General features: G+C 63.5%; 14 protein-coding genes. 1 reads left to right on the top strand and 13 read right to left on the bottom strand.

Annotated features, from left to right (window positions below):
- Window positions 1-115: 115 nt before the first annotated feature.
- Both ACWKSV_RS03320 and ACWKSV_RS03315 read right to left on the bottom strand, forming a co-directional pair.
- On the bottom strand, window positions 116-1,162 hold the full coding sequence (locus tag ACWKSV_RS03320; RefSeq protein WP_076715853.1) for a ferritin-like domain-containing protein: 1,047 nt from the start codon (window positions 1,160-1,162) through the stop codon (window positions 116-118).
- Between the two features lie 67 nt (window positions 1,163-1,229).
- Window positions 1,230-2,102, bottom strand: coding sequence for a ferritin-like domain-containing protein (locus ACWKSV_RS03315; protein ID WP_076715852.1), 873 nt, complete (start codon window positions 2,100-2,102; stop codon window positions 1,230-1,232).
- A gap of 351 nt (window positions 2,103-2,453) precedes the next feature.
- Here ACWKSV_RS03315 and ACWKSV_RS03310 point away from each other — a divergent pair, with 351 nt between their 5' ends.
- Window positions 2,454-5,276, top strand: coding sequence for a TonB-dependent receptor (locus tag ACWKSV_RS03310; RefSeq protein ID WP_076715851.1), 2,823 nt, complete (start codon window positions 2,454-2,456; stop codon window positions 5,274-5,276).
- 669 nt (window positions 5,277-5,945) lie between these two features.
- On the opposite strand, the gene ACWKSV_RS03305 is transcribed toward ACWKSV_RS03310, so the two are convergent.
- The 11 genes from ACWKSV_RS03305 to ACWKSV_RS03255 form a co-directional block, all read right to left on the bottom strand.
- Window positions 5,946-6,323: a metallophosphoesterase family protein gene (locus ACWKSV_RS03305; protein ID WP_191864626.1), complete on the bottom strand. Its 378-nt coding sequence runs from the start codon at window positions 6,321-6,323 to the stop codon at window positions 5,946-5,948.
- A 339-nt stretch (window positions 6,324-6,662) separates the two neighbouring features.
- The gene (locus tag ACWKSV_RS03300) at window positions 6,663-6,977 is read right to left on the bottom strand and encodes a 2Fe-2S iron-sulfur cluster-binding protein (RefSeq protein WP_191864625.1); all 315 of its coding nucleotides are present in this window, start codon (window positions 6,975-6,977) and stop codon (window positions 6,663-6,665) included.
- Window positions 6,977-7,966 carry an NAD(P)H-dependent flavin oxidoreductase gene (locus tag ACWKSV_RS03295; RefSeq protein WP_191864624.1) on the bottom strand — a complete coding sequence of 330 codons (990 nt, stop codon included), beginning with the start codon at window positions 7,964-7,966 and terminating at the stop codon, window positions 6,977-6,979. Before ACWKSV_RS03295 ends, ACWKSV_RS03300 begins: the two co-directional genes overlap by 1 nt.
- On the bottom strand, window positions 7,966-9,126 hold the full coding sequence (locus ACWKSV_RS03290) for an acetyl-CoA C-acetyltransferase (protein WP_191864623.1): 1,161 nt from the start codon (window positions 9,124-9,126) through the stop codon (window positions 7,966-7,968). Before ACWKSV_RS03290 ends, ACWKSV_RS03295 begins: the two co-directional genes overlap by 1 nt.
- Window position 9,127: 1 nt before the next feature.
- Window positions 9,128-9,910 carry an enoyl-CoA hydratase/isomerase family protein gene (locus ACWKSV_RS03285; protein ID WP_191864622.1) on the bottom strand — a complete coding sequence of 261 codons (783 nt, stop codon included), beginning with the start codon at window positions 9,908-9,910 and terminating at the stop codon, window positions 9,128-9,130.
- Window positions 9,907-10,977, bottom strand: coding sequence for a phosphotransferase family protein (locus ACWKSV_RS03280; protein ID WP_191864621.1), 1,071 nt, complete (start codon window positions 10,975-10,977; stop codon window positions 9,907-9,909). The genes ACWKSV_RS03285 and ACWKSV_RS03280 overlap by 4 nt, the downstream gene beginning before the upstream one ends.
- Window positions 10,978-10,979: 2 nt before the next feature.
- Complete coding sequence (locus ACWKSV_RS03275) at window positions 10,980-11,756, bottom strand: enoyl-CoA hydratase-related protein (protein ID WP_191864620.1); 777 nt, start codon at window positions 11,754-11,756, stop codon at window positions 10,980-10,982.
- The gene (locus ACWKSV_RS03270; RefSeq protein ID WP_191864619.1) at window positions 11,753-12,931 is read right to left on the bottom strand and encodes an acyl-CoA dehydrogenase family protein; all 1,179 of its coding nucleotides are present in this window, start codon (window positions 12,929-12,931) and stop codon (window positions 11,753-11,755) included. The genes ACWKSV_RS03275 and ACWKSV_RS03270 overlap by 4 nt, the downstream gene beginning before the upstream one ends.
- Window positions 12,928-13,689: an SDR family NAD(P)-dependent oxidoreductase gene (locus tag ACWKSV_RS03265; RefSeq protein ID WP_191864618.1), complete on the bottom strand. Its 762-nt coding sequence runs from the start codon at window positions 13,687-13,689 to the stop codon at window positions 12,928-12,930. The genes ACWKSV_RS03270 and ACWKSV_RS03265 overlap by 4 nt, the downstream gene beginning before the upstream one ends.
- A gap of 18 nt (window positions 13,690-13,707) precedes the next feature.
- A complete protein-coding gene (locus ACWKSV_RS03260) occupies window positions 13,708-14,889 on the bottom strand; it encodes an acetyl-CoA C-acyltransferase (RefSeq protein ID WP_191864617.1) in 1,182 nt (393 codons plus the stop codon).
- Window positions 14,882-16,024, bottom strand: a complete 1,143-nt coding sequence (locus ACWKSV_RS03255) for an acyl-CoA dehydrogenase family protein (protein WP_483666890.1) — start codon at window positions 16,022-16,024, stop codon at window positions 14,882-14,884. The genes ACWKSV_RS03260 and ACWKSV_RS03255 overlap by 8 nt, the downstream gene beginning before the upstream one ends.
- Window position 16,025: the final 1 nt, after the last annotated feature.

Here is a 16,025-nt window from a genome sequence, read left to right as displayed (position 1 = left end):
CCGCGACTACATCGCCACAATCCGGATGTCAGAGCCAGACCGGTGAACCGTCAACCCGATCCACCGGCTGCCGGGGCTGATCACCTGAACCTAACTCATCATTTTCGCCGCAGCATCAATATGTGTTTGCGCCGCTGACCCGGATGGTGCCGTTGACGCCAGCCGGAAAAAAAGCACCGGACGACACCGAGGCGGCCGACGCGTAAAGAATTCCCAGCGCCTGCTCTGGCGTGCGACGGATCGCAATCCAATTGTAGTTCACGATGTCGATCTTCGAGTAAACCCAATCCGCGCCCGCGAAGCCGCCGATCCCCGGAGCATCCGATTCCATCGCGCGCGGACCGTCATATTGGTCACGCCCAAGAGCCATGGCAACCGCACGACCAAAGAGATTGCTTTGGCCCGCTGCCGGAACTCGCACGTCCGCGTCAGCCCGTACGAACAGCGAGTTACGCAAGATCGCATCGCTGGCTGCGATGCCAGCGGCAAAGGCGGCCATCCCCGTGCGCAACGCCGCGGCGAGCTGCCAAGTCACATCATAGATTGCCTGAGTCACGACCGACGACAATGCGACAGCGCCCAGCAGGAAATCATTTTCGGAAGCATAGGGATCGAAGAAGCTGGTGACTGCGGGCGGCGGCGTGCCGCGCTTCGTTATCGCAATCGCCTGGAACGGGCTGCCTTCGCCTCCGGCAATGTTGATCGCCGGTTGCGCCGTGACCGCGCCGGCCAGTGTGCGGCGCAGATAGGCGATTCGCGCGTCGGTTGCCTCCGATACCTCCCGCATCATCGCGAGCAGGCTCAGGTCGGTGAATGCCACCCGGCGCCCCCCCGAAACCGTACCGGCTGCTCCAGCGCCGCCGGTCATGCTGGCCGAAAGCGCGTCGCCATCGAGCGCGCGATGCAGATAGGCGGCGAGCAGATAATGGAGTTGGAGCCCGAAATTGAGGCGGTCATTGTCCGTTGCGGTATAGGTCGGGGGCAGCACCGTGGATGTCGCGGTACCGGTAGGCGTCGGCGTCGCCACGGCTTCCGCACCGACGACATCGTCGTTGCACGCCGAGAGGAACGACAGTCCCCCGGCCATTGCCGTGGCGCTACCGGCCATCTGGAGAAAGCGGCGGCGTGTATCGTCAAAGCCCGAAATGTCCTGATGTGCCATGATGTGTCCCCTGCTGATTGCCTGTCGCGTGGCGAGCCGCGTCAGCGGCGGCCTGCCTGAACGCCATTCAGTTCGCGGCGCTGGTGCCGATGATGCCGTTGATGCCGGTCGGGAAGAAGCCGCCCTGGCTCACGGCACCCGCAGTCATGAACAGCACGTTCAAGGCCTGCTGCGGCGTGCGGGTCAGGTAAAGTCCGTCCGCGTTGGTCTGGCCGATACGGGTCACCGCTGATCCGTTGCTACCGACGGTCGGTGTCAACGGCCTTTCAGCGGTCGCCGTGCCATCGACCCGGTCTCGCCAGGCGGCCAGTTTGTCGACCGCTACGAGCAAGTCCGGCTGTTGCGCGGCCCGCTGCTGGATCATGTATCGCACTGCGGTGGCGTTGGACGCCGCCGTTGCGGACATTGTCACCATCGTCGCCTGCACGACATCGTTGGTCAGATTTGGCAACATTCCAGCCAGGACGGACGCCTGAACCGACAACAACGTATCAGCTGCCAGCAACCCGTTGTTCGGTGAGGCATAAGGATCGAAAGTCTCGGTCTGACCAATCACGCCCGCCAGGCGGAACATCGTCGTGAACGAGGTCGAAGAATAATCGATGAGCTTCTGTGCAGGCGAGTCGGCACGCAGGATACCGCGAAGCAATTCCGTACGAAACCAATGCTCATCCGCAATCTCGTTGAGCCGGGCCTGGATCGTACGGGTTTCGACGTCGAACATGATCTGCTTGACCGAGGTCGCCGAAACGCCGGGACTATTCGCCCCTTCGCCGCCGCGTATCAACGCCGCAGGAAGCTGCCGTCCTTCGCCATAGATCATAACCTGAAGAAAATTCGTCAGTAGATAGTGGAGGTTGAGGGCGAACTGCACTTGCGCCGTGTCGGGAGACGATGTCACCTGCGCGGAAGCTTGCTTCGCCAGGCTCGCCGCCAGCACCCCCCCCCAAAACCGCGGTCAGCGCCCCCCGGCGGCTGGAACCTTTCGAAACTGGCTCGGCGCCAATCATTCCTGTCGCATGTGTCATGTTTCTCTCCCTCGGTCGCGTTGCGCCACTGAGCGTTTGCGACGGCCTCGCTTGCAAGTTCGGGCACCCCCCCCTGCCCATGTCGCAAGGTTCCCTTCGAGCAGCCCCGCCCCCATTTTCTGCAATTTTATGTATTGATCAAGTGTATATTGTACTACTAAATGACATGTAGCTTATGAGTATGTGGGGGTTGCAGTGGTTGCAACAGGGGAGGAATGACTATGCTATCGGTAACACGACTAATAACCAGCACGGCTATACTTGTGCCTGTTGTTATCCTTACCAACACGGCAGCATCAGCCAGCTTTCCTATCCCGTCATTAGACCCCACCAATCAAAACAGATCACAGAATGAATACAATAATTTAGCGACCAATGGCAAAAAGCCAAAGCCCAGTAAAAATAAGAAAAAACCAAAGAAGAATGTTGATGTTAGCGATCCCAAGATTTCCAACGAATCGGGCCGACTCGAGGGAGACATCGTCGTAACGGGCCTGGGCGAGAACGTGCGTACGGCCCGGGCCGCCAAGCGCCGGGCTCATCAGATTGTCGATGTCGTTTTGGCGCAGGATATCGGCAAGTTGCCTGACAAGAACGTGCCAGAGGCGCTGGCCCGTGTACCAGGCGTGCAAATCGACCGCGACCGGGGTGAGGGCGGGCAAGTCCGAATTCGTGGCCTGGACGGCGTGATGACCACGATCAACGGCTCGCCCACTTTCTCGACCGGCGATCGCACGACGTACCTGAACGATATTTCATCGGATCTCATCGCCGGCATCGAAGTGTACAAGACGCGAACGCCCGACCAGGTCGAGGGCAGCCAGACGGGCGTCATCAACCTGACCATGCGGCGCCCGACGGACTTCAAGGTCGGCGCAACCTACGCGATCAACGTGCGCGGCGATTACGCCGATCAGATCAAGCGCATCAATCCGTATGTCAGTGCGCTGGTCGCCTACAACGCGGAGACTCCCATCGGCAAATTGGGCTTTTCGGTAAACGGGACCTTCAATCGCGTCAGCTATCAGGAATCGATCAAATGGAACGGCCTGCCCGATTGGGTATGGGATAACCGCCAGGTCATCTCGACAGGCACGACACCGACCAACATCTACGTTCCGCGCGCCATCGGCTTTGCGGGAACGGATGGCTGGTCGAAGCGCGCCGCCGTCAATGTCTCCACGCAGTGGAAGCCCAACGATAAACTTTCCTTCGTCCTCGAAGGTGGTTTCTCGAATCAGAAAATGTTGTGGGCGGATAGCGGCTATTATATCCCCGTTACCACTTCGGGTTCGGCCGTTCCGCCGCCAACCCTGTCAGACATCGTACTGAGCAGCGATGGCCGATTGGTGAAATCGCTGACGATGACTTCCATCGATCCGCAAGGCCCGGGGCGCGAGTCCTTTGTACATGAAACGAGCAATTACAACGGACGCTTCCAGGTCAACTATGTCGATGAACGCGTCGACCTGTCCGCCTCAGCGAATTATGTGAGGTCGGACAATGACTCCGACAATATCAATCACTGGATTCGTTTCAATAAGGACCCGTCGTACAAAATCATATTCAACGATGATCGCGATCCTCGCGGCGGCCCAACAATCGAATTGGTTGGCGTCGATCTCATGGATCCGAACAATTACAGATATATCGATGGCTTTGGCCAGTCCCTTCAGTACACCTATAGCGCGGAAACGGAGCTAAAAACCGATATCAAGGTCAATACATTCGCGAATTTCATCGACTATATCAAAGTCGGATTTCGCTATGCGAACAGGACATATGACCGAAATTATGGCCGCCGCGATTATGGCAATCTCCGTCTGCCGATTGCCGACTTGCCCGATTACAAGCTGACGCCTGCAGGGCAAACATTCCAGGGCGCGGCCAATGGCACCAACGTCAAGTGGCTGATTGGCGACACGGGGTCGATCCGCCAAAGCTGGAATGCCATTCGCGCAAAAATCGTGGGCCTCAATGCCGATCTGGCCAACTACTATCCTACATATCAGCCTTGGGACTTCTTTACGGGATCCGATGGAAGCATGGCGGCATATGGCATGGTACATTACAATGTAAATCTGCTATTTCCGATCGAAGGCGACATCGGTGCACGACTTGTCAACTCCATGGTCAATATGAGATCCATTCAGCGCACGGCGCAATACAAGATTGTAAATGGCAACAGAACGCTTGTTACCGAGCAAACACCGGTCACGGTTAAGTCGAACTTTGTTGATATTCTTCCCAGCGTCAATGCAATTGTTCACTTCACGCCAAAGCTGATGTTGCGTCTCGCTTATACAGGGGATGTACAACGTCCACCGTCGTATCAGTTGAATCCACAGCTGTTTCTCAATCTTGAAAACACGCTGCAACCCACTGCTACGGGCGGCAATGCCCAGCTCGGGCCGATCGTAACGTCGAAATACGATGCATCATTGGAATGGTATTTTGGGGCGACGGGACTTGCATCGCTCGCCGTGTGGCAGTGGAATCAGCGGGGCTTCATATTCTATCGCACCCTTCCAGAATTCTTGCCGGAGTCTCCGAACGTTCCCGTACTTGTCACGCGCCCCTATGCCCTGGGACAGGGGCGCCATCGTGGCATTGAAGGGCGCGTGTCTACCTTCTTCTCTTTCCTGCCCGGCATCTTGAAGTCCTTCGGTGCTGAAGTGAACGGAACGTTGAATATAACCCGCACCGGCGTTCCAAGCTTCGACCCGGTAAATCCAAATACGATGACCTTTTCTTACTCACCCTATTTTAATGTTTCGAAATACACCTACAATCTCATAGGTTTCTTCGAAAAAGACGGTTTGAATATTCGCGTTGCCTATAACTGGCGGTCGCGCGTCCAGCGGGATCGCAGCCTTTTCAATCCCTATCTTAACGTGTTCGCCGACCCGATCGAGCGACTCGATGCGTCCATCAACTATGATATCACTAAAAATCTCACCGTTGCGTTGGAGGCCTCCAATCTGACTCGCAATGGAATACGGAGCTTCTGGGGATCTTACGAAATGCCGCAAGACGTCCGCTTCTTCTCGCGCAACTACGCCATTTCGGTGCGCACTCGCTTTTAAGGGCTAAACCCATGACGCATCGCTCGTTCCATTCTTGCCATCTTTGATCCCATGGCTTGATGATGCAATTCTCTTGTTCGAGAAAGGCATATGGGCAAGTTCGTCATGGGTGCGCCACGATTACCTATCTCGTCCCAGCAGCGATACAGCGGTCACAGGCTTCGCCCTCGACGCTGAGCCGTGAGTTAGAGACGGTCGCGTCCGTCGCTGCGGGACGCTCCGCACGCGTCTCCACCATCTCGGTGCCACGTCAGGATGTGGCGCTGGCGGTGCTGGAGGCGCACGGATCCGTCTTAGGCGCGTCATTAATGCCAAGGGATCGCGAGGGTGGTCGGCATGAACCTCGCGATCACCCCCTCCCCGGGTTTGGCAGGCTTCTAAAATGGCTTGGGTTTGCCGAGAGGTAATTCTTAGCAGAGGAAATGGTGGAAGTTCATGGATACGGGGCGGTGGAAACGCTCTATCCGTCCGTGACCGCCCCCTGTTCGTGTCCGAACTCTGCCTCGGCACGATGACCTTCGGCGGCAGCGAGAGCATCTGGGGCCAGATCGGCCAGCTCCGCCAGGACGAGGCGGACGCGCTGGTCCGGACCGCCTGACGGTCGCAGGTTCGGTGGAACGGTTCTCGACCGTCCCGCCGCCCCGACCGTCCGTCCAGAGGGGCGGCGGGTCACCCGGGCGGGATACGACCGGTCCGGGCGGCATGGGCGAAGGCCGGAAAGCCGAAGCCTTCCGCCTGGCGGGCGGCGATCTCATTGTCATAGGGTACGCCGTTCGTTTCGGCTGCCCATCCGGTGCTACGACGTTCGAAGATGGCGTAGCACGCCAGCGGGCTGCCCGCCTCCATGACGTGCGAGGTTGCGCTCCGGTCCCGGTAGCACGGCGCGCCGGCGCTGCCGGGGTTGCAGATCAACACACCATCAACCGCCACCATGCGCGGTGTATGCGTATTCCCACATAACACCGGACTGGCTGTACCAATCCCCTCCCCACCCGAGCTACCATGGCAGGTGGAGACATCGCCGTCACACAGCAGCAGCCGCGACACGTTCGGATCAGGCAGCTTAGTCTGGCGCGTGTGGATTTTGGTATCCGAAGCTGAGGGTGAGCATGATGCTCGCGCAGTTCACGGGCACGTCGAGCCGCCCCATGTCACGGTCGGACGTCATTCGTCACGCGTTGCCAGTCCGCTTCGTCACCGACGTCATGTCGATGCTAGGACGGACGTCAGACGCACCGTCCGTCAAGCCTGTCTTGTTGCGGTGATCGGCCTCTACGATGCCCCCCCCTAAAGTCACCAAAGTTCATGCGAGTTCACGGCCGATGCCGACGAAACCGACGACCCGCAGTCCGGCGAGGGATGCGTCGGATGAGATCGCGCCCACCCTCAATCCTCAGGCGCGATACGGATCCGACAATTGGTGCCCAGGTTGCGAACTGCGAGCTGGCAGGCGAGGCGGGATCGGTCGGTGCGATAGTCGCTACTATCGAGCAGATCGTCTTCGTCGGGACCGGGCGGGGGCAGGTCCACTCCTCCCGCCTCGACATAGACATGGCAGGTTGCGCAGGAGCAGCACCCGCCGCACATCGCCAGCAGTTCATCGACACCGGCATCGCGGATCGCTTCCATGACGCTGACATCTGCGGCGCCCTCGACCGTGGTATAATCACCGTCACGGGTAATGACCTCGATCGTTACCATTAGGCGTCCCCCTGCATCATGAAGCCGGTCAACCGCTCTGCGATCAAATTTTGCGCATCGCCGACGATCCGCTCGATCAGCTGGCGACATGTCGGCACGTCATGGATCAGCCCCTGGACCTGCCCGGCCCAGACCAGCCCCGCGTCCAGATCGCCGGTTTCCAGCGCCGTCCGCCCCTTGGCCCCGGACACCAACGGTCGGATATCCTCGAACACGGCGTCGGGACGCGCGGAAATTTCGACGACTTGGTCGGACACGCTGGTTTTGGCCACACGTCCCGTATTGTGAAAGCGACGAAAGATCAGGTTGGTCGCACGCTCGTCGTTCGCGACGATCAGTTGTTTGATCGCGTCATGGATAGGCGCTTCGACCGTCGCGCAGAAGCGGGTGCCCATATTGATGCCCTCCGCTCCCAACGTCAGCGCGGCAACCAGCCCCCGGCCATCGGCGAAACCGCCGCTTGCCAGCATCGGAATCTTCACCTTGTCGGCGGCGGCGGGGATCAGGATCAGACCCGGAATATCATCCTCACCCGGATGACCGGCACATTCGAACCCGTCGATCGAGATGATGTCGACGCCCATCCGCTCGGCGGACAGGGCATGGCGGACGGCGGTGCATTTGTGGATCACCGTGATGCCGTGCGCCTTGAAGTCCTCGACATGCTCCTGCGGACGATGGCCCGCCGTCTCGACGATCCGCACCCCGCTGTCGATGATCGCGCGGCGATATTCGGCATAGGGCGGCGGCGTGACCGACGGCAGGATCGTCAGGTTCACCCCGAACGGCTTGTCGGTCATGCCTCGGCAGCGTTCGATCTCGCGGCGCAGATCATCGGGCGTCGGCTGCGTCAGCGCGGTCAGCATGCCCAGCCCGCCCGCATTGGACACGGCCGAAGCCAGCTCCGCCCGGCCGACCCACATCATGCCGCCCTGCACGATGGGATGTTCGATCCCAAGCAGCCGGGTTACGCGCGTGGCGAGGGCCATCACAGTGCCTCGATGATGGTGACGTTGGCGATACCGCCGCCCTCGCACATGGTCTGAAGGCCATAGCGCTTGCCCCGTGCGCGCAAGGCGTGGACCAGCGTGGCCATCAGCTTGGTGCCGCTTGCGCCGAGTGGGTGGCCGAGTGCGATCGCGCCGCCATTCACGTTCAGCCGGGCGGGATCCCCACCGACATGCTTGAGCCAGGCGAGCGGGACGGGTGCGAACGCCTCGTTCACCTCGTACAGGTCGATATCGCCGATCGACAGGCCGCTTTTCTTCAACGCCTTGTCGGTGGCGAACAGCGGCTCCTCCAGCATGATGATGGGATCGCCCGCCGTCACCGTCATGTCGACGATCCGCGCGATCGGGGTCAGGCTGTGCGCCTTCAGCGCCCGCTCGCTGACCACCAGCACCCCGCTAGCGCCGTCGCAGATCTGGCTGGCATTGGCGGCCGAGATCACGCCGCCCTCCTGCAACAGCTTGACCGAACCGATGCTCTCCAGCGTTGCGTCATAGCGGATGCCCTCGTCGCGGACATGCGGTCCACCATCCACCAGCACCGGCACGATCTCGTTCGCGAATGCTCCTGCGTCGGTCGCGGCGGCGGCGCGGCGGTGACTTTCCAGCGCGAAGAGGTCGAGCCTCTCGCGGTCGAAGCCATGTTTGCGCGCCAGCATCTCGGCACCGGCGAACTGGCTGAACTCCTTTACGCCGAACCGCTCGGCGATGCTGGGGCTGACCGGGCCGATCCCCACGCCCTCGCGCTGGTGGAAGCTGAGGTTGGAGAACATCGGCACCCGGCTCATGCTCTCGGTGCCCGCCGCGATCACCACGTCCTGCGTCCCCGACATGATCGCCTGTGCCGCGAACTGGACCGCCTGTTGCGACGACCCGCATTGCCGGTCGATGGTGACGGCGGGCACGCTGTCGGGCAGCTTGGAGGCGAGGACGGCGTTGCGGGCAAAGGCGAAGGCCTGTTCGCCGGCCTGGGTGACGCAGCCCATGATGACGTCATCGATCGCCGCCGGGTCCAGGTCGTTGCGGTCGACCAACGCGTTCAGGACATAAGCCGCGAGGTCGGCCGGATGGACGCCGGACAATCGACCGTTGCGGCGCCCCCCGGCGGTGCGAACGGCGTCTACGATATAAGCATCGGCCATATCAGGCTCCTTGAAAAACGGGTTTGCGGCGTTCGACGAAGGCGGCGATCCCCTCATGCGCTTCGGGATGGGCTCCGGCACGGGCGATGGTCTGTGCCTCACGGTCGAGGTGATCACGAAGGGTCGCGGTTGCGCCGTCGATCAGCAGGCGGCGGGCCGCACCCAACGCGGCAGTCGGCGCGGCGATCAGACGTGCGATCACCGCCTCGGCCTCCGGGATCAGGTCGGCATCGTCGACCGTCCGCGTCACCATGCCGATCCGCTCGGCCTCTTCCGCCCCGATCCGCTGATTGGTGAGGATGATCGCCTGCGCCCGGCGAAGCCCGACGAGCCGGGGTAGAAGCCAACTCATCCCGCCATCGGGACTGAGGCCGACCCCTGTATAGGCAGCGGTGAAATGCGCCGATCGCGCGGCCAGCACGACGTCGCCCATGATCCCCAGGCTCAGCCCCGCGCCCGCCGCCGGGCCGTTGACCAGCACGACCAGAGGCTTGACCATGCCCGTCAGCGTGACGATCGCGCCGTGCAGCGTATCGGCCAGGTCGCGGAGGAAAGACCCTGCCTCTTGGCCGGCCCCCGCCATCGCGGCGACATCGCCGCCGACACAGAACAGGCGTCCCGCTCCAGTCAGCACGACGCAGCGTATCGCCGGATCGTCTGCCGCCTCGCGCGCAGCGTCGGCTAGTTCGCTCGCCATTGCCGGATCTACCGCATTGCCCGCCTCGGGCCGGTTGAGCGTCAACCAGGCGGCCCCGCCGTCCTTGCGAACCTGAACACTGCTCATCGACACGCCTCCATCGCTTCGCGAGCCAGTCGCGCCAGCCGGGGAAAGCTCGCCGCACGTTCGCGGGCATGGGCGGACGAGGCGTTGCCCCGGATCACCCGCCCCTTGATCCCATGGAAGATCGCGGCGATGCGGAAGAAATTGAACGCGATGTAGAATTCGTAATCGGCGATCCCGTCGCGCCCGGTCCGCGCGCAATAGGCCGCGATATAATCGCGCTCGGAGGGCAGCCCCAGCGCGGCGACGTCCGCGCCGCCCAGCCCGGCTACGATATCCGGCGGCATCCGGTACATCATCGCGTGATAGGCGAAGTCGGCCAGCGGATGGCCCAACGTCGACAATTCCCAGTCCAGCACCGCCAGAATACGCGGCTCGGTGGAATGGAAGATCAGATTGTCGCAGCGGAAGTCGCCATGCACGATCCTGCTCTCGTCCCCCGCCGGTATGTGCTGGGGCAACCACGCGACCAGAGCATCCATATCCTCGTTTCGCCCGGCATCGGCGTCGTCCAGATACTGGCCGGACCAGCGCGCGATTTGTCGCGCGAAATAATTGCCCGGCCGCCCATAATCGCCCAGCCCGACCGCGATCGGATCAATGCCGTGCAGCGCCGTGATCGTCGCGTTCATCGCGTCGAAATAGGCGGGGCGCTCGACCCGATCGATCTCGGCGAAGCTGGCGTCCCAGAAGATGCGGCCCTCGATCATCTCCATCACGAAGAAGGGCGTGCCGATCACTCCTTCATCCGCACACACGCCCTGCACTCGCGCCACCGGCACCGGGGTATCGGCCAAGGCGGTCAGGATACGCGCCTCGCGCAGCACGTCATGCGCGCCTTTTGCCAGCGGCCCCGGCGGCTTGCGGCGCAGGACATAGCGGGCGTTCGGCGTAGACAGGCGATAGGTCGGGTTGGACTGGCCACCCTTGAATTGTTCGACCGTCAACGGACCATCGAAACCGGGTATGGCCTCGGCCATCCATGCCGCCAGCGCCGCTTCGTCGAAGCGATGCACTTCCCGGACAGGCGTGGTTCCGGCATTGGCGACGTGATCGAGGGCACTGGCCATGGTCAGCAGCCCTTCCACTGTGGCGACCGCTTCTCGGCAAAGGCCGCTGGTCCCTCGACGGCGTCCTGCGAAGCCATCATTGTCGCGATCGCCGGATAATCCCATTGCTCGCCCAGGAACCGATCGGTGGGCGTGTCCAGTCCGCGCAGCACCGCTTGCTTGGTCGCGCGGATCGACATGGGGCTGCACGCCAGTATCTCGTCGGCCCAGCGCCGGGCGGCAGCCAGGACATCGCCCTCCGCCACCTCGTTGACGAAGCCCAGCCTTTGCCCTTCCTCGGCACTTACGCGCCGCCCGGTCAGCATCATGCCCATCGCAGGCTTCAGCCCGATGGTGCGGGGCAGGCGTTGCAAACCGCCCGCCAGCGCGGCCAGCCCGACCCTCGGCTCCGGCAGCGCAAAAACGGCGCGCGTGCTGGCGACCACGATGTCGCACGCCAGCACGATCTCGAACCCGCCGCCCATCGCGACGCCGTTCACGGCGGCGATCACCGGCTTGGCCATGTCGAACCGCGCGGTCAGCCCGCCGAAACCACTGGACGGGGTCTCCATGCCGCCGCCCGATGCCTGCTGCTTCAGGTCATGCCCTGCGCAGAACGCCTTCTCACCCGCACCGGTGATGATGGCCACCCACTGGTCGGGATCGGCAGCGAAGGCGTCGAAGGCCTCCGCCAGCTCCTCATGCGCGGCGGCGTTCAGGGCATTGTGCGCCTCCGGCCGATTGATCGTCACGATCGTCAGACGGCCTTCCCGCTCGACGGTGATATAGCGATGGGTCACTGTGCGGCTCTCCAATCCCGCTTGATTGTCTTGGCGAGGCTCCATTTGTGGACCTCGGTCGGGCCGTCATAGATGCGGAAGGCCCGCACCTCGCGGAACACCTGCTCGACGATCGTGTCGCCGGTCACGCCGGTACCGCCCATCACCTGGACGCAGCGGTCGGCGACGCGCATCAGCGCCTCGGACACCGCAACCTTCGTCATCGAGCTTTCCGTGCCGCCGCTTTCGCCGGCATCCAGCACGCCCGCGCACCAGTCGATCATCAATTCGGCCTGTTTCAGGTCGATGCGGTTGTCCGCCAGCATGAAGCCGACGCCCTCATGATCGATGATCGGCTTGCCGAAGGCCTCGCGGCGGCAGGCATAATCGGTCGCGATCTCGTTCGCCCGCAGGCAGGCCCCCAGCCAGCGCATACAGTGCGACAGGCGCGCCGGAGCGAGGCGGATCTGGGCGTATTTGAACCCCTCGCCACTTTGACCCAGCATCTGGTCGGCGGGGATGCGAAGGTTCTCGATGCGCACGACCGCATGGCCGCCGGGCATGGAGGTGTCGATCGTATCCAGCACCCGTTCGACCGTGATGGCCGGGTCGGGCAAATCGACCAGGAACATGCAGGCCCCGTCATCAGACTTCGCCATGACGATGCCGACTTGCGCACCTTGCGCGCCGGTGATGAACGCCTTGCGCCCGTTCACGACCCAGTGATTGCCGTCGAGGACAGCGCGGGTCCGCATCATTGACGGGTCGGAGCCCGCCCCGCCCTCCTCCGCCGGTTCGGTCATGAAGAAGGCCGAGCGCGCTTCACCCCGGACCAGCGGATCGAGGAAGCGTAGCTTCTGCTCAGCGCTGCCGACCTTGCCGAGCAGGTACATATTGCCCTCGTCCGGGGCGGCGGTGTTGACCGCCAGCGGCCCCAGCGGCGACAGGCCCGACTGGCGCAGCACATAGGCGGTTTCGCGCTGGGTCAGATGCTCGCCATCCGCCAGGATATGCGGAGTAAGGACGCCCGCGGCCCGCGCCTTGGCCCGCATCTCGATAACGAGATCGTCGGAGGGGCCATGCGCGTCGCGGCGGGAGTCGCGCTCATAAGGTACGACCACCTCGCGAACGAACGCCGCCACCGCCGCGCCGATGGCCTCGGCGCGTTCGGAGGGCGCGGGGCCGGTCAGGCTCATCGCGGTGCCATCCGGATCGACCCGTCGATACGGATCGTCTCGCCGTTCAGCATCGGGTTGGTGACGATCGCCTCGACCAGTTGTGCGAATTCGTCGGGCTGGCCGAGCCGCGACGGGAACGGCACCTGCGCGCCCAGCGAGTCCTGGGCCTCCTGCGGCAGGGTGGCGAGCAGGGGGGTCATGAAGATGCCCGGCGCGATCGTCATCACCCGGATGCCATAACGCGCCAGCTCGCGCGCGATCGGCAAGGTCATGCCGACCACGCCGCCCTTGGACGCCGAATAGGCCGCCTGCCCGATCTGCCCGTCATAGGCCGCGACCGAGGCGGTGTTGATGACGACGCCCCGCTCTTCGCCCAGTGGATCGGCTGCGTGCAGCGCGGCAGCGAATTTCGACAGGACGTTGAAAGTACCGACCAGGTTGATCGTCACGATTTTCGAGAAGGCGGCCAGCGGCAAAGGCTGCCCCTCCCGGTCGATGACCTTGGCCGGCGGGCCGATCCCGGCGCAATTGACCAGGATGCGCGCCTTGCCATGCAGTCCTTCGGCTTCCTGGATCGCAGAGGCGACGGCGACTTCGTCGGTCACGTCGACCCGCACGAAATGACCGCCGATCTGCTGGACCAGCGTCGTGCCCAGATCGGCGTTCAGGTCGAAGATGGTCACCTTCGCTCCCGCCCGCGCCAGCCGCTCGGCCGTGCCACCGCCCAGCCCCGATGCGCCTCCCGTCACGATGGCTGCGACGCCCTGGATGTCCATGATGCTGTCCTTTTCCTATCAGATGATTTCGATGGCGATGGCCGTCGCCTCGCCGCCGCCGATGCACAAAGCCGCCACGCCGCGCCGCAGCCCCCGTGCTCGGAGCGCGGCGATCAGCGTGACGATGATCCGCGCACCGCTGGCACCGATGGGATGGCCCAGTGCCGTCGCGCCGCCGTTCACGTTCATCCGGTCGCGGGGGATGCACAGATCGTGCATCGCGATCATCGCGACGGCGGCGAAGGCTTCGTTGACTTCGAACAGATCGACATCGGCAACACCCCAGCCCGCCCGCTCCAGCACCTTGCGGATCGCGAAGACGGGCGCGGTGGTGAACAGCGCCGGTGCGTGCGCATGGGCGGCGGCGGCGACGATCCGCGCCTGTGGGATCAGTCCTTTGCGCGCCGTAACGCTGAGCGGGGCCAGAACCAGCGCGGCGGCGCCGTCCGAAATCGAAGCGGAACTGGCCGCCGTGATCGTCCCATCGGCCGCGAAGGCGGGACGCAGACCCGGTATCTTGTCGGGGCGGGCGTTGCCCGGCTGTTCGTCGCGATCGACCAGCACCGTGCCGCCGCGGCCCGTCACCGGAACCGCCGCAATTTCTTCGACGAACGCGCCCTGCTCTATCGCCGCCTGCGCCCGCGCCAGGCTTTCGAGGGCATAGGCGTCCTGCGCGTCGCGGGTCAGGCCATAGGTTCGAGCCGAGTCCTCGGCAAAAGCTCCCATCGGCTTGCCGCGATCATAGGCGTCCTCCAGCCCATCCATCATCATCGAGTCGATCACACGATCATGGCCGATCCGCGCGCCGCCGCGATGCTTGGGCAGCAGGAAGGGGGCGCCGGTCATGCTTTCCATGCCGCCAGCCACGACGATCCGCGCCGATCCGGCGGCGATTGCTTCGGCCGCCATGATGACCGCCTGCATCCCCGATCCGCACATCTTGTTGACCGTCGTCGCCTCGACCGATTGCGGCAGGCCCGCCTTGAGCGCCGCCTGCCTGGCGGGTGCCTGGCCCAGCCCGGCGGGCAGGACGCAGCCCATGATGATGCGCTCGATCAAGTCCGGCGAGACACCAGCGCGTTCCACCGCTGCGGACACCGCGACTGCGCCCAGCTCGACCGCGGTCAGTGTGGCGAAGATGCCCTGGAACCCGCCCATCGGCGTCCGGGCGCTGCCCAGAATGACGATGGGATCAACCATGATGGTTTCCCAGTCCCCGCGCGATCACCATCCGCTGTATGTCGGACGTGCCCTCGTAAATCTGGCAGACGCGGACATCGCGATAGATTTTGGCGAGCCCGAACTCCTCCAGATAGCCATAGCCGCCCAGTGTCTGGATCGCGCCCGACACCACCGCCTCGGCAGTTTCGGACGCGAAGAGCTTCGCCATGGATGCGGCCTGCAAAGCGGGGAGCCCCGCGTCCTTCAGTGCGGCGGCATGCAGCACCATCTGGCGCGCGCCCTCCAGCCGGGTGGCGAGGTCGGCCAGACGGAAGCCGACCGCCTGATGCTCGATGATCGGCTTGCCGAAGCTCCGGCGATCACGGGCATAGGCGATGGCGATGTCCAGCGCGCCCTGCGCCATGCCGACCGACTGGGCCGCGATGCCGATCCGCCCGGATTCCAGGTTGGCGAGCGCCATCGCATAGCCGCGCCCTTCCTCGCCGAACAGGGCGTCGGCACCGACCCGACAATCCTCGAAGCGCAAGCCGCAGGTGTCGGAGGCCCCCTGCCCGAGCTTGTGCTCGACCTTGTCGACGCCATAGCCGGGGGCGTCCGTGGGCACGAGGAAAGCCGACATGCCCTTGCGCCCCGCCGCCGGGTCGGTGACCGCGATCACCATCGCGACCGAAGCAATCTTGCCGGACGTGATGAACTGCTTGGCCCCGTCGATCCGCCAGCCATCGTCGGTCCGCTGGGCGCGGGTGCGGATCGCGGCGGCGTCGGACCCGGCATCCGCCTCTGTCAGGGCGAAAGCGCCGATTGCGGCGCCGCTGACCAGACCGGGCAACCAGCGCTCCTTCTGCACGGTCGATCCGAAGGCGATCAGGCCGTTGACCATGATCGAATTCTGGATCGACACGATGGTGGACAGCGCCCCGTCGGCAGCGGCCAGTTCGATCAACGCCAGCGCGTAGGACACATAATCGGCCCCTGCCCCGCCCAGGTCGGCGGGTGCAGTCATGCCCATCAGGCCCAGCTCGCCCAGTTCACGGAATAACGCGGGAGGATAGCCGCCTGACGCCTCGAACGCCGCCGCCTGGGGGCGGATGCGCTCCTGGGCGAAGTCACGGACGGCGTCGCGGATCGCGACCTGTTCGTCGTTCAGAACCAAA

The sequence above is a fragment of the Sphingomonas sp. SphC10 genome (assembly GCF_057004845.1).
Note: the sequence above shows the minus strand (reverse complement) of the source record. Positions and strands in the feature narration are given on the sequence as shown.

Bases quoted from the DNA above. Each gene is read 5' to 3' on its own strand.
- ACWKSV_RS03265 (WP_191864618.1), bottom strand. From the start codon at position 13,689: ATGGACATCCAGGGCGTCGCAGCCATCGTGACGGGAGGCGCATCGGGG.
- ACWKSV_RS03270 (WP_191864619.1), bottom strand. From the start codon at position 12,931: ATGAGCCTGACCGGCCCCGCGCCCTCCGAACGCGCCGAGGCCATCGGC.
- ACWKSV_RS03280 (WP_191864621.1), bottom strand. From the start codon at position 10,977: ATGGCCAGTGCCCTCGATCACGTCGCCAATGCCGGAACCACGCCTGTC.
- ACWKSV_RS03285 (WP_191864622.1), bottom strand. From the start codon at position 9,910: ATGAGCAGTGTTCAGGTTCGCAAGGACGGCGGGGCCGCCTGGTTGACG.
- ACWKSV_RS03300 (WP_191864625.1), bottom strand. From the start codon at position 6,977: ATGGTAACGATCGAGGTCATTACCCGTGACGGTGATTATACCACGGTC.
- ACWKSV_RS03290 (WP_191864623.1), bottom strand. From the start codon at position 9,126: ATGGCCGATGCTTATATCGTAGACGCCGTTCGCACCGCCGGGGGGCGC.
- ACWKSV_RS03295 (WP_191864624.1), bottom strand. From the start codon at position 7,966: ATGGCCCTCGCCACGCGCGTAACCCGGCTGCTTGGGATCGAACATCCC.
- ACWKSV_RS03320 (WP_076715853.1), bottom strand. From the start codon at position 1,162: ATGGCACATCAGGACATTTCGGGCTTTGACGATACACGCCGCCGCTTT.
- ACWKSV_RS03260 (WP_191864617.1), bottom strand. From the start codon at position 14,889: ATGGTTGATCCCATCGTCATTCTGGGCAGCGCCCGGACGCCGATGGGC.